The 26,376-nt window shown below is 50.1% G+C and carries 22 protein-coding genes and 4 pseudogenes; 15 read left to right on the plus strand and 11 right to left on the minus strand.

Features of this window, described 5'->3' with window-relative positions:
* Together AP057_RS10560 and AP057_RS17530 are read left to right on the plus strand one after the other, a co-directional pair.
* Positions 1–820: IS4 family transposase (locus AP057_RS10560; protein WP_152968879.1), on the plus strand; the 820-nt coding region annotated here is incomplete at its 5' end.
* Between the two features lie 192 nt (positions 821–1,012).
* Positions 1,013–1,678: a hypothetical protein gene (locus tag AP057_RS17530; protein ID WP_055358707.1), complete on the plus strand. Its 666-nt coding sequence runs from the start codon at positions 1,013–1,015 to the stop codon at positions 1,676–1,678.
* Here the strand turns inward: AP057_RS17530 and AP057_RS10570 are convergent.
* The 3 genes and pseudogenes from AP057_RS10570 to AP057_RS10580 form a co-directional block, all read right to left on the minus strand.
* Complete coding sequence (locus AP057_RS10570; RefSeq protein WP_055358708.1) at positions 1,648–2,781, minus strand: IS4-like element IS5377 family transposase; 1,134 nt, start codon at positions 2,779–2,781, stop codon at positions 1,648–1,650. The two genes, AP057_RS17530 and AP057_RS10570, sit on opposite strands and share 31 nt — an antisense overlap.
* Before the next feature lie 104 nt (positions 2,782–2,885).
* Positions 2,886–3,272: pseudogene (locus AP057_RS10575) on the minus strand (ATP-binding cassette domain-containing protein); the annotation flags it as partial.
* Positions 3,273–3,289: 17 nt separating this feature from the next.
* A pseudogene (locus AP057_RS10580) lies at positions 3,290–4,612 on the minus strand (permease); the annotation flags it as partial.
* A gap of 120 nt (positions 4,613–4,732) precedes the next feature.
* Here AP057_RS10580 and AP057_RS10585 point away from each other — a divergent pair.
* The 4 genes from AP057_RS10585 to AP057_RS10600 all read left to right on the plus strand — a co-directional run bounded on the left by AP057_RS10585 (position 4,733) and on the right by AP057_RS10600 (position 7,933).
* Complete coding sequence (locus AP057_RS10585) at positions 4,733–5,920, plus strand: IS701 family transposase (RefSeq protein ID WP_055358709.1); 1,188 nt, start codon at positions 4,733–4,735, stop codon at positions 5,918–5,920.
* 48 nt (positions 5,921–5,968) lie between these two features.
* A complete protein-coding gene (locus AP057_RS10590; protein ID WP_055358710.1) occupies positions 5,969–6,214 on the plus strand; it encodes a nucleotidyltransferase family protein in 246 nt (81 codons plus the stop codon).
* Positions 6,215–6,383: 169 nt separating this feature from the next.
* Positions 6,384–7,358 carry an aromatic acid exporter family protein gene (locus AP057_RS10595; protein ID WP_055358711.1) on the plus strand — a complete coding sequence of 325 codons (975 nt, stop codon included), beginning with the start codon at positions 6,384–6,386 and terminating at the stop codon, positions 7,356–7,358.
* Between the two features lie 68 nt (positions 7,359–7,426).
* Positions 7,427–7,933: a L,D-transpeptidase gene (locus AP057_RS10600; protein ID WP_053532715.1), complete on the plus strand. Its 507-nt coding sequence runs from the start codon at positions 7,427–7,429 to the stop codon at positions 7,931–7,933.
* A 43-nt stretch (positions 7,934–7,976) separates the two neighbouring features.
* Here the strand turns inward: AP057_RS10600 and prli42 are convergent, their stop codons facing one another.
* Positions 7,977–8,069, minus strand: coding sequence for a stressosome-associated protein Prli42 (gene prli42 / locus AP057_RS17050; protein ID WP_152908485.1), 93 nt, complete (start codon positions 8,067–8,069; stop codon positions 7,977–7,979).
* A 212-nt stretch (positions 8,070–8,281) separates the two neighbouring features.
* Between prli42 and mce the strand changes: the two genes are divergently transcribed.
* The 6 genes and pseudogenes from mce to gndA all read left to right on the plus strand — a co-directional run bounded on the left by mce (position 8,282) and on the right by gndA (position 13,370).
* Positions 8,282–8,692 carry a methylmalonyl-CoA epimerase gene (gene mce, locus AP057_RS10605; RefSeq protein WP_055358712.1) on the plus strand — a complete coding sequence of 137 codons (411 nt, stop codon included), beginning with the start codon at positions 8,282–8,284 and terminating at the stop codon, positions 8,690–8,692.
* A pseudogene (locus AP057_RS10610) lies at positions 8,616–9,542 on the plus strand (acyl-CoA carboxylase subunit beta); the annotation flags it as partial. The gene mce and the pseudogene AP057_RS10610, both read left to right, overlap by 77 nt.
* A gap of 258 nt (positions 9,543–9,800) precedes the next feature.
* Entirely contained in the window at positions 9,801–10,925 is a 1,125-nt protein-coding gene (locus AP057_RS10615) for a tripeptidase T (protein ID WP_033016462.1), read from the plus strand.
* Between the two features lie 117 nt (positions 10,926–11,042).
* Positions 11,043–11,528: a chemotaxis protein CheW gene (locus tag AP057_RS10620; RefSeq protein WP_049624856.1), complete on the plus strand. Its 486-nt coding sequence runs from the start codon at positions 11,043–11,045 to the stop codon at positions 11,526–11,528.
* 81 nt (positions 11,529–11,609) lie between these two features.
* The gene (locus AP057_RS10625; protein WP_011231827.1) at positions 11,610–11,804 is read left to right on the plus strand and encodes a hypothetical protein; all 195 of its coding nucleotides are present in this window, start codon (positions 11,610–11,612) and stop codon (positions 11,802–11,804) included.
* A 156-nt stretch (positions 11,805–11,960) separates the two neighbouring features.
* The gene (gene gndA, locus AP057_RS10630) at positions 11,961–13,370 is read left to right on the plus strand and encodes an NADP-dependent phosphogluconate dehydrogenase (RefSeq protein WP_055358713.1); all 1,410 of its coding nucleotides are present in this window, start codon (positions 11,961–11,963) and stop codon (positions 13,368–13,370) included.
* 164 nt (positions 13,371–13,534) lie between these two features.
* On the opposite strand, the gene AP057_RS10635 is transcribed toward gndA, so the two are convergent.
* The 4 genes from AP057_RS10635 to AP057_RS10650 all read right to left on the minus strand — a co-directional run bounded on the left by AP057_RS10635 (position 13,535) and on the right by AP057_RS10650 (position 17,996).
* Positions 13,535–15,460, minus strand: a complete 1,926-nt coding sequence (locus AP057_RS10635) for an FtsX-like permease family protein (protein ID WP_055358714.1) — start codon at positions 15,458–15,460, stop codon at positions 13,535–13,537.
* Complete coding sequence (locus tag AP057_RS10640; RefSeq protein ID WP_015375338.1) at positions 15,457–16,212, minus strand: ABC transporter ATP-binding protein; 756 nt, start codon at positions 16,210–16,212, stop codon at positions 15,457–15,459. The genes AP057_RS10635 and AP057_RS10640 overlap by 4 nt, the downstream gene beginning before the upstream one ends.
* A gap of 93 nt (positions 16,213–16,305) precedes the next feature.
* Complete coding sequence (locus tag AP057_RS10645; RefSeq protein WP_049624858.1) at positions 16,306–17,310, minus strand: sensor histidine kinase; 1,005 nt, start codon at positions 17,308–17,310, stop codon at positions 16,306–16,308.
* Complete coding sequence (locus tag AP057_RS10650) at positions 17,310–17,996, minus strand: response regulator transcription factor (RefSeq protein WP_015375336.1); 687 nt, start codon at positions 17,994–17,996, stop codon at positions 17,310–17,312. Before AP057_RS10650 ends, AP057_RS10645 begins: the two co-directional genes overlap by 1 nt.
* 179 nt (positions 17,997–18,175) lie before the next feature.
* Here AP057_RS10650 and AP057_RS10655 point away from each other — a divergent pair, with 179 nt between their 5' ends.
* Entirely contained in the window at positions 18,176–19,456 is a 1,281-nt protein-coding gene (locus AP057_RS10655) for an IS110 family transposase (protein ID WP_055358715.1), read from the plus strand.
* 829 nt (positions 19,457–20,285) lie between these two features.
* Entirely contained in the window at positions 20,286–21,914 is a 1,629-nt protein-coding gene (locus AP057_RS10660; protein ID WP_235468555.1) for a YncE family protein, read from the plus strand.
* A gap of 64 nt (positions 21,915–21,978) precedes the next feature.
* Here AP057_RS10660 and AP057_RS17875 read toward each other — a convergent pair.
* Positions 21,979–22,210: pseudogene (locus tag AP057_RS17875) on the minus strand (hypothetical protein); the annotation flags it as partial.
* 311 nt (positions 22,211–22,521) lie between these two features.
* Here AP057_RS17875 and AP057_RS10665 point away from each other — a divergent pair.
* Positions 22,522–23,889, plus strand: a complete 1,368-nt coding sequence (locus tag AP057_RS10665) for a glycoside hydrolase family 1 protein (protein WP_055358716.1) — start codon at positions 22,522–22,524, stop codon at positions 23,887–23,889.
* 107 nt (positions 23,890–23,996) lie between these two features.
* Here AP057_RS10665 and AP057_RS10670 read toward each other — a convergent pair whose 3' ends face one another.
* Positions 23,997–24,614: a cyclase family protein gene (locus AP057_RS10670; protein ID WP_025948588.1), complete on the minus strand. Its 618-nt coding sequence runs from the start codon at positions 24,612–24,614 to the stop codon at positions 23,997–23,999.
* Positions 24,615–24,687: 73 nt separating this feature from the next.
* Positions 24,688–26,181 carry a glucose-6-phosphate dehydrogenase gene (gene zwf, locus AP057_RS10675; RefSeq protein ID WP_049625498.1) on the minus strand — a complete coding sequence of 498 codons (1,494 nt, stop codon included), beginning with the start codon at positions 26,179–26,181 and terminating at the stop codon, positions 24,688–24,690.
* Positions 26,182–26,376 lie beyond the last annotated feature (195 nt).

The following is a 26,376-nucleotide window of genomic DNA, read 5'->3' on the forward strand; positions in this document are numbered from 1 at the left end:
TCGTTTGGCCTTTCATGACCAGCATACGATTTTACCGAATGACCTAGGTATTCGGGATTTGGGCTTTTTCTCCGTTGCCGCACTGTCCGAGATCGACGCCCGCGGAGCGTATTATATTACTCGGCTCCGTTCCGATATGAAAGTGTATATCAAGGAGAATGGCCAGTGGAAGGAATGGGATTGGGAATCCCTTGGGAATCAATTAGAGGAAGGGGAATCAGTGGAAATGGAACATGTGTACATCGGACATGAACGCTTGTATGTTCCACGGTTGGTTTTCCGCCGTCTGACGGCGGAAGAATGGCAAAAACGGATGGCGTATGTGCGGAAAAAGGAAAAAAGAAAAGGGAAGGCGCTGGCACGCCAAACCCTCGAACAAAAGAAATACCACATCTTACTGACGAATTTACCACAAGAGTCGTTTGATGGTCAACAGGTTTATGAGCTCTATTCCCTGCGCTGGCAAATTGAATTGTTGTTTAAAGCCTGGAAATCCGTATTTGATTTGGAGAAAGTCAAGGAGATGAAAAAAGAACGTTTCGAATGCCATTTATACGGGACGTTGATTGCCATTTTGGTCACCCAGACGTTTCTGTTTCAAGCTCGGATGTATTGGCATCAAAAGGAAGACATTGAAATCAGTGAACGGAAAGCGCTCGATCTTCTCCAATCGTATTGGCACCAGTTGCTTTTGCGTTCGCATATGGCGGAAATCAACCTTTTCTCTCTCCTTTCCCTGTTACGAAAACATGCCAAGAAAGGTCGAAGGAAAGGGGAAGAAACGGCATCAGATATCTTAACGAAATTAGAGATATGGTAGAATTAGATATGGATATAAATACCAAATACCCCTCTTCTGGAGGGGTATTTGGTATGCCCAATAATGGATGTGATCCCCATCATTCACTGCGGGGATGAACACGAGTATCGTCTTAAAAATTTTATACCGCTAAACTTGACGGGTATGGGCGATACTCCTTCTTTAAAATTTTTTAGCTGAGAGTGATTTTGTATGGTTTTTGAACGGTTAAAAAACAAAGAAAAACTATATACTGTTATTGTCTCTCTTTTAGGGATGTGTATATTTGCTACAGAGGTTGATATCCATTCTCAATCCTTAAAAGATTGGGTTTTAGTATATATATTGACTGGTTCTGTCGTTTTGTTGAATCTTTTTCCTATTATCTTGCCCCCTAAAGCTAATTCTTTTTCAATGGATTCTGCTGTTTACTTGGCTACCCTGTTTTTATATGGATTGAACTTTACGTTACAGGTTCTTTTTATTTTTAGTTTGATAGAATTGTATCGTAATCAACGAATGTCTGCATGGAGACATTTATTTAATTTCTCAATGTATTGTTTGATGATATCAGGTGCTTATTACTCATTTTTATTCTTCGATGGGAATATTGGGAAGATAAATGTCCATCATTTACTTCCTTATTTGATTAGTTTGCTAGTTTATTTTAGTATTAATGTATTATTGATTTTTCTTTTCTTCTATTTCATTGGACAAATATTTAAAGGTGCTCTAGAGTTAGGCGTCTTAAAAGAGGCGTGTGTTGGTTATTCAGTAACATTGCTTCTTTCAATGGTTTTAGCCATTTTATTGTCGGAAGAGAAATATTTTGGCTTCACGAGTGTTGATTATCCAAAATTATACATACGCCTTCCATAAATTTGGGCATACTCAAACAAAGCAGCGGCCATCCCGGATTTCCAATCGAGAGGAAGCTGCCCAGAGAAAAAACGGCGAACGAACGAAATGAAGGAAAGAGAGACGTTCGTCTGTTTTTTGGTTTGATCATACAGCCATCGCAGCAACACATACGCAATGAACGCCCCAAACAGCTGATTGTATACCGCATTTTCCGTCGTGCCAAACAAGGTTGGGACATTCAGATATTGCTTTACCCAGCGGAAAAAGACTTCAACGGTCCAACGTTGTTGGTACATGTCGGCAATGGTTTCCGCAGACGCATGGAAGAGATTCGTCACGACCCGAATGTCGCGGCCATTTGCATCTCGAAAGATCACCACCCGGTGACGCTTGGTCGATCGGCATTGTTTCGTCCCCAACTGGCACGTGAAGTCGGCTTGAACCGATGARGATGTGCTGGAAAGGCGTTTCAAGCTTTTTTTCTGATGAAGTTCGATGTTGTCCTTCATTCGAATGACAAAGAGCTGATGCTGCTCCACAAATCGATCGAGGCGTTCGATTTTGAAATACGCCCGGTCTTCCACGAGCACTTGTTGAGCGTTCGTCAACTGTTCTCCCACCGGGCCATCATGACGCAGTCCGATGGTTTCCACCACGTCTGCCGGCAGCGAGGATTCCGGCGAATACGCGACGTGCAGCTTCACTCCGGCGCGTTCGCCGTGATATGGCGCCCATGGCAGGCGGTTTTTCCCGACCGTGACGGTCGTCGAATCCACCACCCGAAGCGGTTTGGGAAACCGAAGCGAGCGGCGGGTTTGGCGGTTGCACTTGGAAATGATCAACGCCAACAAGCGTTTCATGATGTCATAGGGAACTTCTTTCGCTTTCTTGGATACTGTKGAATAATGGAATCGCGGCAATCCATACAGAGGCCCCACATCGGCTCCGTGGCGAAAGCTTTTCCATTGATGCATGGCGGCCAGCAGGAAGAAGTGAATCAACTCGCGCAACGTAAAGGTTCGAGACGAATCACGATACCCAACCGCTTCGGCAATCAGTTGAATCTCTTCATCCGAAACAAGTTTTTGCATCAAATTCGGGAGTGTGGTATGCTTGTTCATAGAGAGCACCTCCTGGGTTTGTTTGTGTCGTTACTCACATTCTACAGGAAAGGTGCTCTTTTTTCTATACCCTTTGGATTTTATTGGATAATCAACACGCCTGGTTTTACCTTTTGTGTCGATTCTGGATTTAATCCAACCATCTTCATCGTTTTCTTTATTTTGTCATCATTAATTTTGTTTCTAATTAGGGCTAATGCTTTTAAATTATCAAACCCTGTCTTTCCCGCTATATATCCAGGCCGATCAATGATAATCCCAAAATTATTCGGAAACCGTTTATTGGTACCCAACTCTTCCCCATCCACGATCACACTACCGTGATCAGGAAATATAAATCCGCATATTAGTTTGAATAATACTGACTTGCCAGAACCGTTAGGACCAATAATTCCATAAATTTTCCCCTTTTCCACTGCAAAATTCATATTTTCAAAAATCGTTACCCCTTTAAAAGATTTACTGACTTGATTCAGTTGTATATGTGGCAACTTCCTCACTCCCCTTTTTATAAATCAATGTCTTTTTTATGAAAAATATACAACACAAAAATTATTCCTAAAATATTCCATAAAGATAGAACCACACTTATACGATAAATAGAGTGATCGCTTAATATATAGCCAATACTATTCAATCCAGATGGAATGATTAACCAATTATTAAGACCTGGAAACATAAAGATCGAAAGTATACAAATAGCCAATAGACTATAAAAAATTTCTTTGCTTAGCCAAGAAATAATAAACACAAATAACACATAGAAGAGAACTTGTAGATAACCATTGACAAAAAAATGATAAAATACCTCGGATATCGTAATAGAGTTATCAACAGAAATATAGAAATCAAAAGAAAAACGTTTCAAAGAAGAGAGCAACAAAGAAAATAATGCCAATATTAACAAATAGAATGCAATATATATCATTATTTTGCGATACCATTCCCAAAACCACTTACTTATAGAGCGATAACGCAAAAGCTTATAATAACCAATTTCCGACAATTCTCTTTGTAAATACAATTGTATTAAATAGATAAAACCAAAATATATAACCCAATAAGACAAAAATGACTTTAAACTAAATGTGTGGTTTGAACCGCCTATAAACATGAAAATAAATTGATCCCAAATGGTTTTTCCTAACTTTTCTCGCATACCGGACCATAATGCTATGACAATCAGTGCAAAAAAAATGATATAGCCCCAGTTATATCGCAATTTACTAAATATTTTCGTATTTAAATCTATTCGATTTACACTCCATACAATCAACGTCGCCAATCCTATTACAATTGCGAACGGTCCCCATATATTACCGAACTGTGCAGCCCCCGAATGTAAAATGAGGTAATTGCACAAATTGAATAAATAAGCATGACTAGGAAGAAGTTTAAATGACACTCCACTATATACCCATATGAAAACCGCAATGAATATGACAATACCTTTTCTTTGTGATTTTACATAAATGATGGCTAGAATAAAGTGGATACAAATCAAACTTAGAATGAGTAACGAAAGATGTAATAACAATGCTAAAAAGGGTGTATCTATAAATTTTTGCAATATTTGCGTTTCACTTAGAGAACCATCAAGCTTACTAAACGGGCTCCAACCAGCAAAAGAAGGAGCGCCAATTAATAAAAGCCCACTCACTGCTCCCCAAACTATCGTTGCTATACTGAGGCTTTGAACAAATTTATTTAATGTTTGATACACCCAACTTCGATAAGAACCTAATCGTATAAGAATCGTGTACTCAAAATCAGATATGATAATCGAAATAGAACGGTATAGTAAAACAGGTAAAATGAAATACAAAATAACTGTAGATGAGCAAATTCACTTACATAAATTGACAACTAAACAAAAAAGGAGACATGAACCGGACTCCTTGGGTAAAATAGATGTGCTCAAAACCCATTCACACAAGGAGGTTCATGTCTCATGAATAGATTAGCACATCACCAAGGAATCCACAAGTTTTTCTTCACGCTGGGGTTGACGCTGCAGCTTTCCAAACCGGTCATCAAGCATCTCATTCATATTGTCGATGCCTTGACCACCAAGGGATTCTCGGGAACATTGACTGATATTCATTACTGGAGCTTTCATCCGAATCATCGAACGACGCTCAGTCACTTTTTCACGAAAAGCCCTTGGAACGAGGAAAGGCTGCTTGGGAAGCTTCAAGAGTGGATCCTTTCCCAGGTCGAACGACTGGCCAAACGGAAGAATCAACCCCTTTTKGTTTCGATTGATGATACGATTTGCCAAAAAACAAAGCCTTCGTCACGGGCTGTGCACGCCATTCAAGGGTGCGACTGGCACTACTCGCATAAAGATCATCAATCGGTCTGGGGGCATTCGCTCGTTTGGCTGATGGTGCACACCTTCACGCAGGCGTTCCCATTTGCGTTCCGCCTGTATGACAAGAAAGCGGGAAAAAGCAAGATCGACCTGGCGATCGAGATGCTTTCCTCGCTCAAGGTGAAGCGGGCTCAGCSGGTGTATGTGCTCATGGATTCGTGGTATCCGTCTAARAAGCTCATCGAAGCCTGTCTGAAACAGGGATTCCATGTCATCGCGATGCTCAAGACGAACCGGATTCTCTACCCGAAAGGCATCGCCATCCAAGCCAAGCAGTTTGCCCGCTATATCGAGTCCAAAGACACCCGCCTCGTCACGGTGGGGCAGGAGCGTTATCGCGTGTATCGCTATGAGGGGGCCATCCATGGCCTCGATGACGCGGTGGTGCTGCTGGCTTGGAAGGCGGATCAGCCGATGGCGCCGGAACATCTTCATTGCATCTTGAGCACCGACCGGGAACTCGGGGACGAAGACATCTTGCGTTACTATGCTCAGCGTTGGACGATCGAGTGCTTTTTCCGGCAGGCGAAAGATCAACTGAAGCTGGATGGATACCGCGTTCGCCACATTCGGGCGGTGAAACGGTATTGGGCGGTGGTGCTGCTCTCCTGCGTGTACAGCATCGCCGAATCCCGCCAAAACCTCTCCACCGGGCTGGAGCTTCTTCGGTCGCGGAAAGGCCACAGCGTCGTCGAGTTCATTTATGACGCTGCAAAGCAAGATATTCCCATTGATGTGATCAAAAAACAGCTCCGTATCGCGTAAGGGGTACCCTGTTTGTCTCTCTAACCATGGAAATTATTGTAATGAAAAATGCTCATCTACAGACAAAAAGTCGTTTTGTTCGGCTCGCGGGCGCGCGGCACGGCCCGCTACAACTCGGACATCGACTTGTGCGTGGACTACACCGGCAAACAAAAGTGGAAAATCAAAGAGGATCTTGACGAGATTGTCGGCATTTACTCATGTGACGTGCTTTTTTTCGACGCGCTGAACGAAGCGATCCGGCGCGAAATCGAGCGCGACGGGAAGACGATTTATGAGAAATCTCCATCGTGAGCCTAGGCGGCTTGCCCTGCATGAGCGGACAGCCGCCTTTTTTGTCCTTTTGCGCCTGTTGGGACAGATCGGCTTCGGAGCGGAGGCCAGGATTGTCCGTTTTTCCTTGCACCGAAAGCGCCGTCATCGGTACAATGAAGTCGGCAACCATCGGCAAAGGAGACTCGCGATGAAAATCGGCTATCGGACATTGAAAACGGCGGTGGGGGTGGCGCTGGCGATTGCCATCGCTCAGCTCATCGGTCTTCATAACTTCGCTTCTGCCGGCATTATCGTCATCTTATGCGTCCAAGTGACGAAAAAGCGGTCGCTTGAGACCGCCCGGGCTCGTTTTGCGGCGTGCGTTGTCGCGATCGGGTTTGCGGCGTTGTTTTTTACCGTCTTCGGCTATCATCCGTGGACGATTGGGCTGTTGCTTTTGTTGTTCATTCCGGTGACGGTTCGCTTGAAAATCAATGAAGGCATTGCGACAAGCTCGGTCATTATTTTGCATTTGTATGCGGCCGGGGACATCACGTGGGGATTGGTCGCCAATGAGATCTTGCTGGTAGCGGTTGGCATTGGGGTAGCGCTGCTGATGAACATGTATATGCCGAGCGCCGAGAAGCAGCTCAAAGAGTACCAGTGCATTGTCGAAGATTTGTTTCGCATTATTTTAAAAGAAATCGTCCACTACTTGCGCACAAATGAGCTTGATTGGGATGGGAAGGAGCTGCCGCTTGCGGCGGAGACGCTCGACAAAGCGAAAAAGCTCGCCATGCGCCACGCCGACAATCAATTATGGCGGAATGAGGATGAATATGTCCGCTACTTCCGCATGCGCGAGCGGCAGTTGGAAGTCATCGAGCATATGCTTCCGCTTGTGACATCGCTTGTCTACACGGTCGAGCAGCGGATGATGGTCGCCGATTTTATCGACGAATTAAGCGACGCCATTCACCCGGGAAATACGGCCGATTGGTTTTTGCGGCGCCTTGCCGAGATGCGCGAACAGTTTAAGGCGATGCCGCTGCCAACGACGCGCGAACAGTTTGAAGAGCGGGCGGCGTTGTTTCATTTGGTGCGCGAATTGGAGCGATATTTAATCATCAAAAGCGAATTCCATCTCGGAAACGAACGAAAACCGCAGCGGCTGAAGGCATGATGCAGGGCATATGTCCATCCGTTTTGGCGCACACTATAGCCAAACGCTCAAGCAAAGGATGGACGGATATGCGGGTATGGTTGGCCATTTGTCTCGTGATCGCCGCCGTATTGGGGGCTCCTTTTCAGACAGCGGCGGAGGCGAAGCCGCTTGTCATTGTGAACAAAGCGATCAATAAGCTCGCGCTCGTCCGCGACGGCCGCATCGAAGCCGTCTATCCGGTGGCGACCGGGGTGAATGCGGCGTTGACGCCGGAAGGAATGTTTACCGTGACGGTAAAGGCGAAACACCCGTATTATCGGAAAAAGAACATCCCGGGCGGAGCGCCGAACAATCCGCTCGGCACAAGGTGGATCGGTTTTGATGCGCGCGGGACGGATGGGCGCATCTATGGCGTCCATGGAACAAACAACCCTGCATCGATCGGGGGCTACGCTTCGCAAGGCTGTGTGCGTATGCACAACCGCGATGTCGAGCATTTGTACGAGCGAGTGCCGATCGGCGCACGCGTGCTCATTCTCCGCAGCAACGAGTCGTTTTACGACATTGCCAAGCGATACGGCGCCATCCAATGAGAAACGCAAGCTTCCTGTTTCGGAGCTTGCGTTTTTTGCCGGGTTAAAACCATAGGCTGATGCCGGCAAGGAGCGTCGTCAGCAGCATGCAAATGAGCATCAAGTAAACCACGAATTTTTGCGTTTTGCGCGACAACGGTCCGTCCTCCTTCCGTCCGCTGTTCTACGTTTATTGTAACGGCAAACAGCGGAGCGGACAAGGAAAAAAGCAGGATGAGAGATGAAACGAACCGCTCCATGGCTTGACCGTTGCGCAGACAAAGAAAAACAAAAAAACAGGATTTTTTGTCGAAACGGCGAATAATAAAACGTTGGCCTCATCATTTTGCAGCAAAGGGATTGCAGACGATGCACGTGAAAAAAGTCGACCATATCGGCATCGCCGTCCGCTCGATTGAGAAAGCGCTTCCGTTTTATACAGATGTGCTCGGCCTGCCGTTTCTCGGCATCGAGGAAGTCGAGTCAGAGCAGGTGAAAGTGGCGTTTTTGCAGGCGGGAGAGGCGAAACTGGAGCTGCTTGAGCCGCTGTCGGCAGAGAGCGCGGTGGCGAAATTTATCGAGAAGCGCGGCGAAGGGATTCATCATGTGGCGCTTGGGGTGGAAGACATCACCGAGCGCATCCGTGAGCTGAAGGAGCACGGCATCCGCATGATTCAAGATGCGCCGAAACGCGGCGCCGGTCATCGGCTTGAACGATTCGGGCGGCGCCCGCGTGCACAACACGATCAGCGGCAACGCTCATTTTGCGGCGGCGAATGAAGAGGAAGCGCTCGCCGAGGTGCGGCGGCTCTTAGGCTATTTGCCGTCAAACAATAACGAAAAGCCGCCGTTTGGCCCGATTCCGGACGGGGACGACTACCGCCCCGATTTGGCCGATGTCGTGCCGATTGACGCCGTCCGCCCGTACGATGTGCGCCACGTCATCGCCCACGTCGTCGATGACGGATCGTTTCTGGAAGTGCAAAAAGATTTCGCCAAAAACATCGTGATCGGCTTTGCCTGCATCAAAGGCGAAGTGGTGGGGCTTGTGTGCAACCAGCCGAAGTTTATGGCCGGCGGGCTTGACATTGATTCGTCCGACAAGGCGGCGCGTTTTATCCGTTTTTGCGATTCGTTCAACATCCCGATCGTTACGTTTGAGGACGTCACCGGCTTTTTCCCGGGCGTCAAGCAGGAGCACGGCGGCATCATCCGCCATGGGGCGAAAATTTTGTACGCCTACTCGGAAGCAACGGTGCCGAAAATTACGGTCATTTTGCGGAAAGCGTACGGCGGCGCGTACGTCGCCTTAAACAGCAAATCGATCGGCGCCGATGTCGTCTATGCGTGGCCGAACGCCGAAGTGGCCGTCATGGGGCCGCAAAGGGCGGTGAACATCATTTTCGCGAGCGAAATTGAAAAAAGTCCGAATCCGGAAGAAACGCGGGCGCAAAAAATTGCCGAATACCGCGAGAAATTCGCCAATCCGTATGTCGCCGCCAAATACGGCATGATCGATGACGTCATCGACCCGCGCGATACGAGAATCAAGCTCATTCAGGCGCTCGAGATGCTTCGAAATAAGCACGAGGAGCGGCCGAAGAAAAAGCATGGCAATATTCCGCTGTAAAAACGGGGTCAAGGGGCCCCGTTTTGTTGCTTGGCCTCTATTTTCGCATACGGATTCGCATCCATCAGGCTCATTCCGCTGCTATGTCTCCCATTGCTTACGGATTTTTTCGTCTGTCGAACCCGGGAGCTCGCGCTGGCGCATTGCGAACGTGGCTGTCAGCGCTGTGCGTGCCGATCGTTCCGGCGTCTGGTTTGGCTCTTGGCGGAACATTTCGGTATACTTAAGGTGGAATACATAAGCAGGAGGAAAAAAGCGATGGTCAATGAACAGCGTCTTGTCGACGAATTTTTGGAACTCGTGCAAATCGATTCGGAAACGAAGCATGAAAGGGACATTGCGAAAGTGCTCAAACAAAAGTTTGAAGCGCTTGGCCTCGATGTGATCGAAGACGATGCGGCCGCGAAAACGGGGCATGGGGCAGGCAACTTGATTTGCACGCTCGCGGCGACGAAAGACGGGGTGGATCCGATTTATTTCACGTCGCATATGGATACGGTCGTGCCGGGCAAAGGCGTGAAGCCATCGATTCAAGACGGCTATGTCGTCACCGACGGGACGACGATTTTAGGCGCGGATGATAAAGCGGGCTTGGCGGCGATGTTGGAAGCGATTCGGGTGTTGAAAGAGCAAAACATCCCGCACGGCGTGATCCAGTTTATCATCACCGTCGGAGAAGAGTCGGGGCTTGTCGGGGCGAAGGCGCTCGATCCGTCGCTCATCCAAGCGAAATACGGCTATGCCTTGGACAGCGACGGCAAAGTCGGCAACATCGTCGTCGCCGCCCCGACGCAGGCGAAGCTGAAAGTCGTTGTGCATGGCAAAACCGCTCATGCCGGTGTGGCGCCGGAAAAAGGGGTGTCAGCCATTACGATTGCGGCGAAAGCGATCGCGAAAATGCCGCTCGGCCGCATCGACGAGGAAACAACGGCCAACATCGGCCGCTTTGAAGGCGGCACGCAAACGAACATCGTCTGCGACCGCGTCGATATTTTAGCGGAAGCCCGTTCCCTCGTTCCGGAAAAAATGGAAGCGCAAGTGGCGAAAATGAAAGAAGCGTTTGAAACAGTCGCCGCAGAAATGGGCGGCCGCGCCGATGTCGAGGTCGAAGTGATGTACCCAGGCTTCAAGTTCAGCGACGGCGACCACGTCGTCGAGATCGCCAAGCGGGCGGCGGCGAAAATCGGCCGGCCGTGCAAGCTGGAGAAAAGCGGCGGCGGCAGCGATGCCAATATCATCGCCGGCTTCGGCATTCCGACGGTCAACCTCGCTGTCGGCTATGAAGAGATCCATACGACGAACGAGCGGATGCCGATTGAAGAGTTGGTCAAACTGACGGAAATGGTCATCGCCATTGTCGAAGAAGTCGCCAATGCCGAGTGAGCATCCCGAGGCTGGATGCTCTTTTTCTCGAGCGGAGAACATTCGCGCTGAAAAGTAGGATGAAAGCTGCCGATAAAAAAAGCAAAGGCAAGATGTTGAAGAAGAGAGGGCTGGGGAATGGACAAATACGTCATCTTTCGCGTTGAGCGGGAACAGTACGCCGTTTCGATCGCGTATGTCGTCTCGATTGAAAAAATGACAGCGCCGACCGCCGTTCCGCATATGCCGGACTATATGGCCGGCGTCGTGCGCATCCGCGGCGAGCTTGTGCCGGTGCTCGATATGCGAAAGCTTCTATATGGGAAAGCGATCGAGGAAACCGAGCAGACGCGTCTTGTCGTCGCCGCGGTCGACGGGTTGTCGGTGGCGTTTATCGTTGACGAAGCAAAGGAAATTGTCGATATTGAACCGGAAGCCATCAAACCGCTGCAGCTCGTATCCGCGGAGCGCACGCCGTATGTCGTCGGGATCGCGACGCTGCCGGAGCGGCTGCTCACGGTGCTGGATCCGCGCGTCTTGTTTGCCCATTTGGAAGAAGCGGACGCGATTCGCGAGCAGGTGGCCGCTGCCCAAGCCGCTGCCCGGGCAGGAGAGACGGTATAGGTGTTTGCCTATACCGTTTTTTCTTCCGCGCATATCCTAACCATGGAAATGAACTTCAACACATGAGAGGAGGCGCATTCCATGGTTCGACCGTTCGGTCCGTATATGGGCGGATTTTATCCGCCGTACGTTGGCGGCTACGGCTATCCTCCATACGGTTATCACCATCCTCATTGGCATGGAGGGTATGACGGCTATCATCACTTCCCGTATGGCGTGCCTTATGGTCATTACCCGTTTGGACCATACGGCTTCCCGCATTATGGAGGCTACTAAGCATGAGGGGCGTTACGCCCCTTTTCGCATGGACAGGTCAAGCAAAGTCCGTCGTACCGCCTCGTTCCTAAATCGGTTTAGAAAAACTTGCAGGCAAGCGCAAACGTATGGTATGTTGTTTGATGAACAAACCAAAACGGAAAGGGACGTTGGACAATGGCGAAGCAGCAAATCGGCGTCATCGGACTGGCGGTCATGGGGAAAAACTTGGCGCTCAACATCGAAAGCAAAGGCTATTCGGTGGCGGTGTACAACCGTTCGCGCGAAAAAACGGACGAGTTTTTGCAAGAAGCGAAAGGAAAAAACATTGTCGGTACATACAGCATCGAAGAATTCGTCAACGCCTTGGAAAAACCGCGGAAAATTTTGCTGATGGTCAAAGCCGGAGCGCCGACGGACGCGACGATCGAACAGCTGAAACCGCATTTGGAAAAAGGCGATATTGTAATTGACGGCGGCAATACGTATTTTAAAGATACGCAGCGCCGCAACAAAGAGCTCGCCGAACTTGGCATCCACTTTATTGGCACGGGCGTCTCGGGCGGCGAGGAAGGGGCGCTGAAAGGCCCGTCGATCATGCCAGGGGGCCAAAAAGAAGCGCATGAGCTCGTGCGCCCGATTTTTGAAGCCATCGCCGCCAAAGTCGACGGCGAACCGTGCACGACGTACATCGGTCCGGACGGCGCGGGGCATTATGTCAAAATGGTGCATAACGGCATCGAATACGGCGACATGCAGCTGATCGCTGAAGCGTACTTCTTGCTCAAACATGTGCTCGGCATGGATGCTGCAGAGCTGCACGAAGTGTTTGCCGACTGGAACAAAGGCGAATTGAACAGCTACTTGATTGAAATTACGGCCGACATTTTCACGAAAATCGATGAAGAAACAGGCAAGCCGCTTGTTGATCTCATTTTGGACAAAGCTGGGCAAAAAGGGACGGGCAAATGGACGAGCCAAAACGCCCTCGATTTGGGCGTGCCGCTGCCGATCATCACGGAATCGGTGTTCGCCCGTTTCCTCTCGGCGATGAAAGACGAGCGCGTGAAAGCAAGCAAAGTGCTCGCAGGCCCAGCGGTGAAGCCGTTTGAAGGCGACCGCGCCCACTTCATCGAAGCCGTGCGCCGCGCGCTTTATATGAGCAAAATTTGCTCATACGCCCAAGGGTTTGCGCAAATGAAGGCGGCTTCTGAGGAATACAACTGGAACTTGCGGTACGGTGATATCGCCATGATCTTCCGTGGCGGCTGCATCATCCGCGCGCAATTTTTGCAAAAAATTAAAGAGGCGTACGACCGTGATCCAGCGCTTTCGAACTTGCTCTTGGATCCGTATTTCAAAGACATTGTCGAACGCTACCAAGACGCGCTCCGCGAAATCGTCGCCACCGCGGCGATGCGCGGCATTCCAGTGCCAGGATTCGCAAGCGCCCTCGCCTATTACGACAGCTACCGCACCGCGGTGCTCCCAGCCAACTTAATCCAAGCGCAGCGCGACTACTTCGGCGCCCACACGTACGAACGCGTCGACAAAGAAGGCATTTTCCATACGGAATGGTTGAAATAAGAAAAAAGCCCTTAGAGTCATTCGCTACTCTAAGGGCTTTTCGTGTTCGATAAAGCTAAAATTCGTTCCGTCAACTGGAACTGCATCTTCAGAATGGGATGACCACTGATCGAGTGGGCGAACGTTGGAACGGTTTTGGTTCTTCCCTCACTCGCTGCATCGTTTTAAAGCGCCTCGCGAATTAGCTTTTTGTAATAACGAACGGACAACACGCCAAACAGCGAATAGCAGACCGTGTAAATCGCCATCACCGTCAACATTGGCGTCCACAGTTCGGTGCCGAAAAAGAACCAGCCGGAACGGACAGCGAAATAGCTATGGGACAATCCCAGCAGCAACGGAATGCCAAAGTAGAACAGCTGTTTCCGCCGAATGCCCCCGAGCAAGTCTTTTTCGGTGAATCCCAGTTTGCGCAAAATGGTGTAATTCGGCCGCTCTTCTTCGCCGGCGCCCATTTGCTTGAAGTAAAGAATGCAGCCGGATGTGACCAAAAAGGCGAGTCCTAAAAAGGTGACGACAAACAAGATCAATCCGAACGTCTGCTTTTGGTGGCGGCTCATCATCAGGCGCGAATCGGTGATGGAGGAAAACTCCATGCGTTGAAACAACTGATCAGCCCGTTCAATATTTGTTTCGTCAGTCAGATGAATTCTGATATGCACCTTTTTCTTTTGTGGATCGGTTTCTTTTTGCAAACGATCAAACATCGTTTGGTCGACGATGACAGTCGGCATGCCGTACGTGAAATGATAGTTGACGTAATAGTCTTTTTTCATCCCAAGGTAATGAAGCGGGACCATGCGGCCGTTTACTTCTAAGCGAATCGTTCCCGTTTCTTTAAACGGCAAGAATTGACGGAGCATGTCCTGATATCCCGTCAGCAGTGCTTCATTAGGCTTGACATCGATGCGGCCTGTACTTGTGTCGCTGATCACCGATAGCGGCGCGGCGGACGGCTGAAACTGGCGCCGGCTTTGATCAGCGATGTCTAAAATCATCGAAATATCAGTCGGTGCTTCGATGACATCGATCATCGTTTCCCGATAGCGAATATCATGAGATCGCAGCGCCGCCGTAAAACGGGCGGCATCCTTTTTGTCCGTAAACGCGAAATCGGCGGCGACGTTGTTTTTGGCTGATTGCTCGGCTGAATAATAGGAAATATAGCTTAGTGAGATCAACCCGATCGCGATGGCCGACACGGTCGTGATGATCGTAAGCAGCAACGCGTTCGATTTCATGCGAAACATGAGCGACGATACCGATAGCACGTCGTTGATCGACAAATAGCCACCTTTTTGTTTTCGCCATAGGTGGAACAGAAAGCTGATCGTTCCTTTGAAAAATAAATAGGTGCCGATGATGACAGCGCCTAAAATGAACGCCATGGCCATGAATAACCCTTGAACGCTCTTCCAGTCGCTGCTAAACAATTTCGTCGATATACCATAGCCGCTGCCGATGAGGATGATCCCCACCATCCCTACGACCATGTTCCATACGGATACGTGTTTTGCTTCGGTTGTGGATGTAGTGCGGAACAAGGATAAAATCGTCTGTTTTTTGAGAAACAAGCGGTTCATCCCCATCATGAGAACATCAATCACGCTGAACACAATCAACGTTTGCACCAATGCTCGTCCAGAAAAGGAGAGAGATGCCGCTAGCGGAATATCGATGATTTTAAACAAAATCATCATCAACAGCTTGGAAGCGGCAAATCCCACCAATATGCCGATGATCAGTGTGCCGTAATAAAGAATGACGTTTTCGGCCGCCAGCATAAAAAAGATGTTTCGTTTCGTCATGCCGATCAACTGCAAAAGAGCGATCTCATGGCTCCGACGCTTGATAAACAGGGCGTTGGCGTACAAAAGAAAGACGGCGACAATCACGATAAGAAGCACCGCGCCTGTGCGGACGGCCGCCGCGCCTTTCACTCCCCCTTTGATGGCATCAAGCGATGGATCGTACTGCAATGTCACGAACGCGAAATACAAGGCGGAAGCAAACATCAAGGCAAACACGTACAAATAATAATGTTGGATGTTTTGTTTCAAGTTGCGGAACAGGAGTTGCTTCATGCTCATGGCCGAACACCGCCCAGCACGCCTTGCGTTTGCATAATGGCTTGGAAAAATTGCTGCCGCGTTTCCGTTCCTTTATACAGTTGCGTATACAATTGTCCGTCTTTGATAAAAACGACACGGCCTGAGAAACTGGCGGCGACCGGATCGTGGGTGACCATGATGATTGTCGTCTTCCGTTTTTTATTAAGTTGTTGCAGCTTGTGCAATAAATCGGAAGCCGATTTTGAATCGAGTGCGCCCGTCGGCTCATCGGCAAAAATGATGCTCGGTTCATGGATGAACGCCCGCGCCGCCGCAGCGCGCTGTTTTTGCCCACCAGAAATTTCGCTCGGATAGTGGTTTTGGATGTCAGTGATGCCAAGTTCAGCCGCCAATTCTGCAAATTTCTTTTCCGCTTCTCGCTTGGGCGTTTTCGTAATCGATAAAGGCAAAAGGACGTTCTCCTTCACCGTCAGCGTGTCAAGCAAATGATACTCTTGAAAGATGAATCCGACATGGCGTTTGCGAAATTCTGCCAGCTCTCGGTCTTTCATGGCGACGACGTTGTTTCCTTCGATGAAAATAGCGCCCTCGCTCACCCGGTCGATTGAGGAAAGAACGTTGAGGAGCGTCGTTTTCCCTGATCCAGAAGGCCCCATGATCGCGAGAAATTCCCCCTTCTCCACACGCAGATCGATGCCTTTGAGCACTTCTTGTAGGTTCTTTTTCGTTCCGTACGTTTTGTAGATGTTGGTTGCTTCCAATATGACCATCTCGTTTTCCCTCCTTCGTTTCTATCATAAGCAATGGGGTTGGTTTTTTCCTGCGTTTGGCCGAACAAAACGAAACCGCGTGTGACAAAATCGTCACATGCGGTGCGTGCGGATGATGTCATTTTCTTGTGGAAATAGGATCGTAAATGTCGTTCCGCGTCCGGGCGTGGATTCGACATGAAAGTCAAGAAGAAGCGGTTTGGCGGCTTTTTTCGCCAAATACAGCCCCATCCCCGTCGCCGCTTCATTTTGGTGTTCGGTGGTGGAGGTGAATCCTTTCTCGAAAATGCGCGGCAAGTCCTTTGGATCAATGCCCAAGCCGAAATCTTGAATTTGCAAGCGGGCATGGCCGTTTTTCATAAAGCTTTTCACGACAATGTCAGATGACTCGCTGTATTTCACCGCATTCGTGATGATTTGCCGGATGATAAAAGAAAGCCATTTGGCATCGCTTAGGACGGAGCGGACGTCCAATTGAAGGTCAAAGCCGATGCCTTTTTGCATACACCACGATTGCAGCGGTTTAATCTCATTGATGAGAAGCGGCTCAAGCTCGACTTGTTCGATATATAAGTCGTTTTCCATGTGTGGAAGCCGTCGTTGATGAAGTTGCTGATCAAGAAGCAGATGAATGCGCAGCCACTCGTACAAGAGTTGCGCTTTCGTGTTTTCGTCCCCGACCCGTTCGATGATGAGCCGCATGGCCGTCAGCGGTGTTTTCATTTCGTGAATCCATGACAACAGTTCATCTTTCTCTTGTTCCAACGTGGCGAGGTGTTCTTTCAGCTCCTGTTTCCATTGGTCCGTTTGGCTGGCGAGGACGCGTTCGACGATCTTCTCCAGTGGGCTTGCCGCCCGCAGGGCAGAGACGGGATCGAGGCCGCGCTCCCACTCTTGCAAACGTTGATAAAATGCCGTTTCTTTTTTCCAACGGATGATGACAAAGACAACAAAGATGATAGTCGTTAAAAAGACGATGTAAAGGATGGAGGAGAGCGGAATCGTCGGATCCAGATAAGCGACAAACAGGATGAACAGCTCCAGAAAGAGAAAGAGGGCCATCCAGCTTTTTCGTTCCCACAAATAGTCTTTGATCATCAGTGGCTCCCTTCTTCCGTAGCCATATAGCCTTGCCCAATTTTCGTTTCAATGAAGCGGCCCAAACCGAGTTCGTCGAGTTTTTTCCGCAGGCGGTTGACGTTGACGGTCAGCGTGTTGTCGCTGACAAACCGTTCGTCTTCCCATAGCCGTTTGATCAGCTCCGTCCGAGCAACGATCTGGTTTTTCTTGGCCAATAAATGTTTCAAAATCAACAGCTCGTTTTTCGTCAGCTCCACTGTTCCGTGTTCATTTGAGACTGTGCTTTTTTCATAGTCGACCGTTGCCCCGCACCATGTTTGCAGCTGAACGGGTCCGGCATTGTAGTTGTACACGCGGCGGAGCAGCGCTTGGATTTTGGCGATCAGCACATCGAAATGAAACGGCTTTTGGATGTAATCATCAGCTCCAAGCTGCATCGACATGACCATATCAGTCGGGTGGTCGCGCGATGATAAAAACAAAATCGGGACGTTCGAATGAGCACGAATCTGGCGGCACCAGTGGAACCCGTCAAATTTCGGCAGCTGGATGTCGATGATCACCAAGTGCGGCTTGCAAGCAGAAAACTCTTCCATCACACGACCGAAATCGCGGATGCCGCAAACGTCGTACGACCATTGTTCCAAACGTGCTTTGATTTCTTGAAACAACGTCACATCATCTTCAATGAGCAAAATGTTCAATTTTGCCTCACCCCACTTGTTTCTATTGGGAGTTCCGTTTTCATTATATTTGTTTCACCGTTCGGGGGAAAGGAGCATTCCCGTTAGGAGCTTTTCCGGGGACTTGATCAAAAAAAGCCCTCTTGGTATGATGCAGGGGTGTCAAACAATACCTACCATCATGCCAAGGAGGACTTCAGATGAATTGTACACAAAACTATAAAATTGATCAAGTTACGGAACAAACGCTTGTCGTGGGCATCGATATCGCGAAACGAACCCACTACGCCTGCTTCGTGGATGACCGGGGGCGCGTGCTTCGCAAGTCGTTCCCGATCTTCCAGTCGAAAGAGGGGTTTCAGCAGCTGTATAAAGCGATTCAGGAGGCGATGCAAGCGTTTGGGAAGTCAGAGGTGATCGTCGCSGTGGAGCCGACCGGGCACTACTGGTTGAACCTGGCCTACTTCCTCGAGGAGCACGGGATCCCGTTGGTCATGGTCAACCCGGCGCATGTGTGCCGGTCGAAAGAACTTGATGACAACCTGCCGACGAAACACGACGCCAAAGACGCCCTGGTCATTGCCAGACTGGCAAAAGACGGACGATTCCTCGTTCCCCGGCTGCTGCACGAGATTGAAGCCGATTTGCGCGTGGGRAGCACGCTCAAAGAGAAGCTCCGCAAGGAACAGACGGCGGTGAAAAACGCGATCGTCCGCTGGACGGATCGGTATTTTCCAGAGTTTTGGACCGTGTTTCGTGACTTGGGGAAAACGGCGCTTTCGGTGTTGGAGTGGACGCCGCTTCCGGCTGATATGGCCGGCCGGACGGTGGAGGAGCTTCTTGAGGTGTACCGGCAAAGCGAAGGGCTGAAATGCCCGCAGAAAGCGAAAATTCAGGCGTTGATCGACGCCGCGAAGGGCTCGATTGGGGTGACGGAAGGGACGACGATGGCCCGGTTTGAGATCGCCGCGCTCGTCCGCCGATACCGCCAATTGGAGGCGGAGATCGCTGCACTGGACGCCGAGTTGAAGGCATTGGTTCAAACGACGATGGAGTACCAATGGTTGAAAACGGTCGACGGGTTGGGAGACGCCACGATCATCGATCTGCTGGCGGAGATCGGCAGCTTCGCCCATTATCGGGACCCGCGCCAATTGGTGAAGTTGGCGGGCCTGACGCTCAAGGAGAACTCCTCCGGCCAGCGCAAAGGGCAAAAGCACATCTCCAAACGGGGACGGAAACGGYTGCGCTCGGTGCTGTTTCGGGCGATGATTCCGCTGATTCGGCAYAACGAGGCGTTTCGCGAGCTGCATGAGTATTATACGACCCGATCCGTCAATCCGCTGACCGGAAAGCAGTCCATCGTCGCCTTGTGCCGGAAGCTGTTGAATGTGCTGTTTGCGATTTGTACGAAGAAACAAGCGTTTGACGCGGAGCGAATGAAACAGGACGTCTTGTCCCAGGTGCAACGGGCGGCCTAAGGCCTCCCCCCTGCGAACGGAAGAATCGTTGGACAACGAGATGACACCGGAGAAGCTGGCGTGATTTCATCCATTCGACCTTGAGTCCCKAAAGGAGCTTGGCCGGCCTCCGCCTGATGACGAGACCGAACGAGGGAATGTTGGCGCGAAGACGCCCGGAGACATGGGAGGGTTCGTCCTCATCAGCGACGCGGAGATCCAAAGGGTGCATCGAATATGCTTCCCCCCGCGGCAGGAAAATATAACCAGCCGTGGCCGCGAAGCGCACCCTAGGTCTGTAAGATATCCACAAAACTGAAAAAGGATGTAAGGGATTTTGTCGAAAAATATTTTTTGGACACCCCTGAGAGGCCGAAAAGCCTTGATAGATCAACATTTCTAGAGGGAGGTTCAAAAGGGAAAGCATGAAAATGCATTACACAGCAAAGCGATGGCCGCTGTTCGTGATCGGCGGCAGTTGGTGCATGCGGCCGAACAGGGGGCGTATGGCAAAAAGAGCTTGAAGTGATGATCAACGGTGGGCTATCATGGATATTGAGGATGGATAAGGAATGGTCAAATGTCGGTGCTCGATTGTTTGAGCTATGCTATGCGCAAGGAATGTATAAGGAAGGAATTAGAAATCATTGTTTGACGGGGGATTGGAATGGGAACAACATTTAGGAAAGGTTTTTTATTTTGTCTCTTCTTGTTTATCTGTCTTTTCCATGTGTTTCCTTCCGCTAAAGCGGAAGCGGCCGGACCGCGTACGCAACAGCTTCCTGGGCGCGTGCTCGATTGGGTCATGGATGATCAAAATGGGTATATTTATGCGCTCACGGAAAAGGGGATGTTATTATTTATTGAAGCGAGCACATTGTCGATCAAAAAGCAGGAACCCGTTTCTCTGCGGGCATACAGCGCTTTATGGCGGAAATATGCCCAGCGGTCGGTCACTCTTCTTTTGCGGGACGGGAAGCTGTATGTGCCGTCTGAAACATCGATAGACGTTTTTGACGTCAAAACAAAACGGCTGATTCAACGAGCCCCGTATAACGGATTGCCGTTTGGCCTATTAGGCAACAAAATCGTAACTTTCGGAAAGCAGTACGGGCGCGGGAAGACGACGTATGAGATGTACATGTGGGATTTGGCGGCGAAACGCCAAACAAGCCGGCTGATTGCTGATCCTAACTTTTTTTCCGTTTTTTCAGAGGAAAATACGTTGTTTTTCGATGAGAAGCGAGGTCTGGCCTTCATCGGCCGCAATGTTTCCATTCCTGATTTAGCGGTATTGCGCCTGTCCGATTTGAAGGTGGTGAAGCGAGTTTCGTATCAAGGGCCGAGAGGCAGCGCGCCCATCCATCCGCTCATCGTTGACGGAAGCGATGTGTTTTTTGCGGGAAGGCGCATTGATGCCGGAAATATCAACATGGTGCACGACTGTTATAACGGCCCCGTTTTAGATGTTCAAGGGGCCTACGTGGTGACAAATAAGGCGGTGTATGACCGTTACACCTCTGCTAAGATAAACGCGCTTCCATTCCCGACGAACTATGCGTTGATGGATGCAAAGTACAATTTGTATTTGATCAAAGAAGGGGAAAATCGAATTTATAAATATCCATTGCCGGCCGATGAGAGCTATTATGTTCGATCGTCCCATTATGCTTTCACCAATGTCCCCATTTCCCATTTGGCTTATGATTCGTCGACCGGATGGTTGTATGTGTTGTCCGCCGAAGACAGCAAACTGTTTGTCATTCGCGCCAGCGACATGAAAATGGTGAAAGAAATTCATCCCGGACCGCAGCCGACGGATGTAAAAATTGATGGCGGCAAGGTGTATGTTGCGCTATCGGGAGCGACGAAAATGGCGATTTACGACGCCAAAACAATGCGGTTTCTTGGAACGGTGCCGCTGATCGCTGCTCCGCGTTCATTGGCGATCGGGGACGGGAAAATTTTCTTCACGGACAATAGCCGCACGTTGACGGGATCGATTGCCGTTTATGATATGAAGACGAAAAAACAATGGCGAATCCCAAAGGTATTCATCAATCCGTTGATTGGGTATGACGAAAAACAAAATGTATTGTATGTCGGACAGGAAGGAACATCGGATCATGATCTGTATGCGGTGCGGCTTTCCGATTGGCATGTTTCGCAACTATTGTCCTTCCCTGGAGGGGATGATGCCTTTTTTATGAACGGCGGGGAGATTTTTTACGGAAAGGCGCGCATCAATCCAGCCCAGCCCGGCGCATTGGTGGCCGCTGAATTTCCGGAGCCGCTGCGGGCGGCGAGCCGTCAATATATCATCACCAGCCGTGCCATTTATAACCGGGCAACAGGAACGAAAATCGCCGATTTGTCATCTGAAGCGTTGCTCGCAACGGCTGGAGATGATGGAATGATCTTCACGTATCGAAAAGTGGCTACGAACCATTATTTGATTAAGCAAAAACTGTCTCAGTGAACTACCCCCACTTAATTTTCTAGCGAAAATTTGAAGTGGGGGCTTCCAAAGAAGTTTGACTGCTTCAAGCAATCCTTATTCTTTGAGGCGTGTCCACTTCGCCGCTAGAGCATAAGACACTCAGGTCTACAGCTTTACTTTTCTTTAAGATGTTTAATGCGCCATTGACATCCTGTTTACGAGTGGTGCCTTTGATTTTTTGCTTATCTTTCATGCTTTGAAGTCTGGCATTTTCTTTGAAACCATTGATTTATACTTTTTAATCTCCGCCCATCAATGATGAATGATCTGCCGTCTATATTTTACTGAATCTATCCTATTTTCAGCAAAATATAGTTAAGGCGATTCATCTCCCACTTACTCCGCTTCGCTTCGTTGAAGTGGGAGTCTTCTCGCCTAATTAAGATAAAATTGCCATTGCTGGGAGCGTTGGTGCTCTCCAAAGCGCATGAAACAGTTTTCACAACGTCTAGACGGGCTTCGTACCTCCGCCCGTCTCGTTTTATAAAGAAGCAAATATGTCATCATGAGGATGATGCCCAAAGGTGAATTTTCCAAGGCGTTCAATCACTGAAACACGTCTGTTCACAGATAGGAGGGTCTTTCCATGTCACAACAGCGTAAATCGATCATCCCCGACAACTTTTTATGGGGCGGGGCGGTGACGTCGTTTCAGACGGAAGGGGCGTGGAACGAAGGCGGCAAAGGGCTGTCGATCGTGGATGCGCGCCCGATTCCAAAAGGGCATTCCGACTGGAAAGTGGCGGTCGATTTTTACCATCGCTACAAAGAAGACATCGCGTTGTTCAAGGAGCTCGGCTTTACCGCCTACCGGACGAGCATCGCTTGGACGCGCATTTTTCCGGACGGGGAAGGGGAGCCGAATGAAGCGGGCTTGGCGTTTTATGACGCTGTGTTTGATGAATTGAGGGCGAACGGCATCGAGCCGGTCATTACGCTGTACCATTTTGATTTGCCGCTGGCGTTGGCGAGAAAATACAACGGCTTCGCATCAAGGAAAGTCGTCGACTTGTTTGAGCGGTACGCGCGCACCGTATTTGCGCGTTACCGCGGGAAAGTGAACTATTGGCTGACGTTCAACGAACAAAATTTAGTGCTCGAACAACCGCATTTATGGGGGGCGATTGGGCCGGAAGACGAAGACCCAGAAGCGTTTGCCTACCGCGTCTGTCATAACGTGTTTATCGCCCACGCGAAAGCCGTGAAGGCGCTGCGCGAAATCGCTCCCGAGGCGAAGATCGGCGGGATGGTGACGTATTTGACGACGTATCCGGCGACATGCCGGCCGGAAGACGCTTTGGCGAACGTGCAGGCGAAAGAGCTGTTCCTTGATTTCTTCTTTGATGTGTTCGCCCGCGGCGCCTATCCGCGTTATGTGACCAACCGGCTTGAGAAAAAAGGAATCTGCCTGCCGCTCGAAGCGGGGGATGAGGAGTTGCTCCGTTCGCAGACGGTCGACTTTTTGTCGTTCAGCTACTATCAAAGCCAAATCGTCCGCCATCAGGAACAGGATGAGCGGATCATCAAAGGGCTTGAACCGAATCCCTATTTGCCAAAGACGAAATGGGGCTGGGCGATCGATCCGATCGGGTTGCGGATGGCCTTAAAAGACGTGTACGCCCGCTACCAGATGCCGATTTTCATCACCGAGAACGGCATCGGGCTTGAGGAGGAGCTGAATGAGGACGGCACGGTCGAAGATGATGAGCGGATCGACTATTTGCGCCGCCATATCGAACAAATGAAGATGGCGATGGAAGAAGGAGTCGAGGTGATCGGTTATTTAATGTGGGGAGCAACCGACTTGTTAAGCTCGCAAGGGGAGATGCGCAAGCGCTACGGCGTCATTTTCGTCAACCGCGACGACGAGAACTTGCGCGATTTGAAGCGCTATAAGAAAAAAAGCTTCTACTGGTTCCAGCGCGTCATTCGCACGAACGGGGAAGAGCTGTAAACAGAGGCGGGGAAGCCCCCGCCATTTTACCAGTCTTTAGGGCGGCCATGGCGAATATTCAATTTGACATGATCAAACAGCCGGTCCCATCGGGGGACCGGCTGTTTTTACGGCTCGCGGTCCAACAGCAAGACGCGCGCCGGGGCGGCGTCGGTGCCGACGAGTTTGAGCGGGGCGGCGACCATGAAATAGCGGCCTTCGGGGACGTCTTTCAGCCGCAGCCCTTCGATGATGATGACGCCGGCCGAAAAGAGCGTTTTATGGGTCGGATGGCCTTCTTGCGCTCGCTCAATGCCAAGGGCGTCGATGCCGACGCCGCGGATTTGTTTGTCGGCCAAATAACGAGCCGCGTCTTCGGCGACGAAAATAAACTCAAAGTTAAATGCATCATCAAAGGAGTTTTTCGTTTTAAACAGAACGAAGTCCCCTTCTTGAATGTCAAGATGCGCGATGTCGTCTTTCGTGATCCGGTCGTTGACATCGGTTAAATCGAACAGCTTGCACGGGCCGACGAGGTCGTCCAATGGAATCGTTTCAAACGTCGCTCCGCCTTCGACCATATGAAGAGGGGCGTCAATGTGCGTGCCGGTGTGCACGTCCATGTCAATGCGCGATTCGGTCACATAGCCGTTGGTGACGGTGGTGCGCTTCGGTTGTTTTTCCGGTTTGTTTTTATATACGGGCATGCCCTCGTAAATCGGGGCCGTGACGTCATACACCTTCATCGTTCATTCGCTCCTTTGCATGAGAGATAACGCTCGCTTGTCCAAAAGGGCGGCGGGCGCAAACGATTCGCGGTTATGGCCGCGGATGCTCGATCGGCCACCAGTGGAAGCCGTCTTTTTTGAGCAGCTCGCCCGCGGCCGCCGGGCCCATGGAGCCAGCCGCATAGTTCGGAAAGTCGGAAGCTTTTGTGTTCGCCCACACCTCAGAAATTGGGTCGACAAACTGCCATGACGCTGCTACCTCATCCCAATGGGTGAAGTTTGTCGCGTCGCCGCGCATGCAGTCGTACAGCAGCTTTTCGTACGCTTCCGGCGTGTTGATCCCATCGATGCAGTTGTTGCAATAGTCGAGTTGAAATGGAGCTGTTATGGTCGTCGATTCCCCGGTTTTTTTGCCGTTTAAATGAAGGGTGATCCCTTCGTCCGGCTGGATGTGGATGACGAGCAAGTTCGGGGCGATCGTCTCATTCGTCCGGTAATACAAGTTCATCGGTACATCTTTAAATTGGACGACGATTTTCGTCGATTTTTCCGCCATCCGTTTGCCGGTGCGAATGTAAAACGGCACGCCAGCCCAACGGAAGTTGTCGATCAGGAGTTTTCCAGCGACGAACGTTTCCGTGTTCGAGTCCGGATCGACGTTCGGCTCCTCGCGATACGCCGGCACGTGTTTGCCGTGGATCACCCCGCGCCCGTATTGGCCGCGCACGAAATAGCGGTCGACTTCATCGTGCGCAATCGGTCGCAAGGCGCGCAACACTTTCACTTTTTCATGGCGGATGTCATCGGTCGTTAATTTGATCGGCGGTTCCATCGCCAACAGAGCGACCATTTGCAGCATATGGTTTTGCACCATGTCGCGCAACGCCCCGGAATGGTCGTAGTAGCGGCCGCGGTCTTCGACGCCGAGCGTTTCGCTCAATGTGATTTGAATGTTGGCGATGAACCGGTTGTTCCAAAGCGGCTCGAAAATGGCGTTTGAAAAGCGGATGACCTCGATGTTTTGCACCATTTCTTTGCCGAGGTAATGGTCGATCCGGTAGATTTCCCGCTCGGAAAAGACGCGGCGAATCTCGTCATTCAGCTTCTCGGCGCTCGCCAAGTCATGCCCGAACGGCTTTTCGATGACGAGCCGCTTAAAGCCGTGCGTTTCCGTCAATCCTTCCGACTGCAAGCGGGAAGTAACGGTGCCGAAAAATTCCGGCGCCATCGCCAAATAAAAGATGCGGTTGCCTTCGGTCTTGTATGTGCCGTCGAGCTGTTCGAGGAGCGACTTTAAGCGCTGATACGACTCGGCTTCCGTCACGTCGAACGGATGGTAATAGAAATGGGAGGTGAATCGGCCGTCGGCGAGCTTTTGGTGAAACGCCGTTTCGACCGAGTCGCGCACATAGTTCCGGAACTCGTCGGCCGACAACGGGCGGCGCGCGACGCCGACGACAGCGAATTGCTCGTTCAAATGCCCTTTTTCATACAGGCGGTAAAGGGACGGAAACAGTTTCCGTTTCGCCAAATCTCCCGTCGCTCCGAAAATGACGATGATCGATTTCGGATTCATGTTGTCCACCGTATGTACCTCGCTTTAACCAAATTTGTCTCTTCAATGAAACCATTGTAGAGGTTTGCCGGTCGGAACGCAAACACTTTGTTGCTTTCCGGCGGGAAAGCGTTTATGTTCATGAAAGAGCCGGGCGCCAACCCGGCGTTTTTGAGCGCAAAAGAAAGTTGAAAAGCCGTTTTGACATTGGTACGCTAACAACAG

The sequence above is a fragment of the Geobacillus sp. Sah69 genome (genome assembly GCF_001414205.1).
GTDB classification, from domain to species: domain Bacteria; phylum Bacillota; class Bacilli; order Bacillales; family Anoxybacillaceae; genus Geobacillus; species Geobacillus stearothermophilus.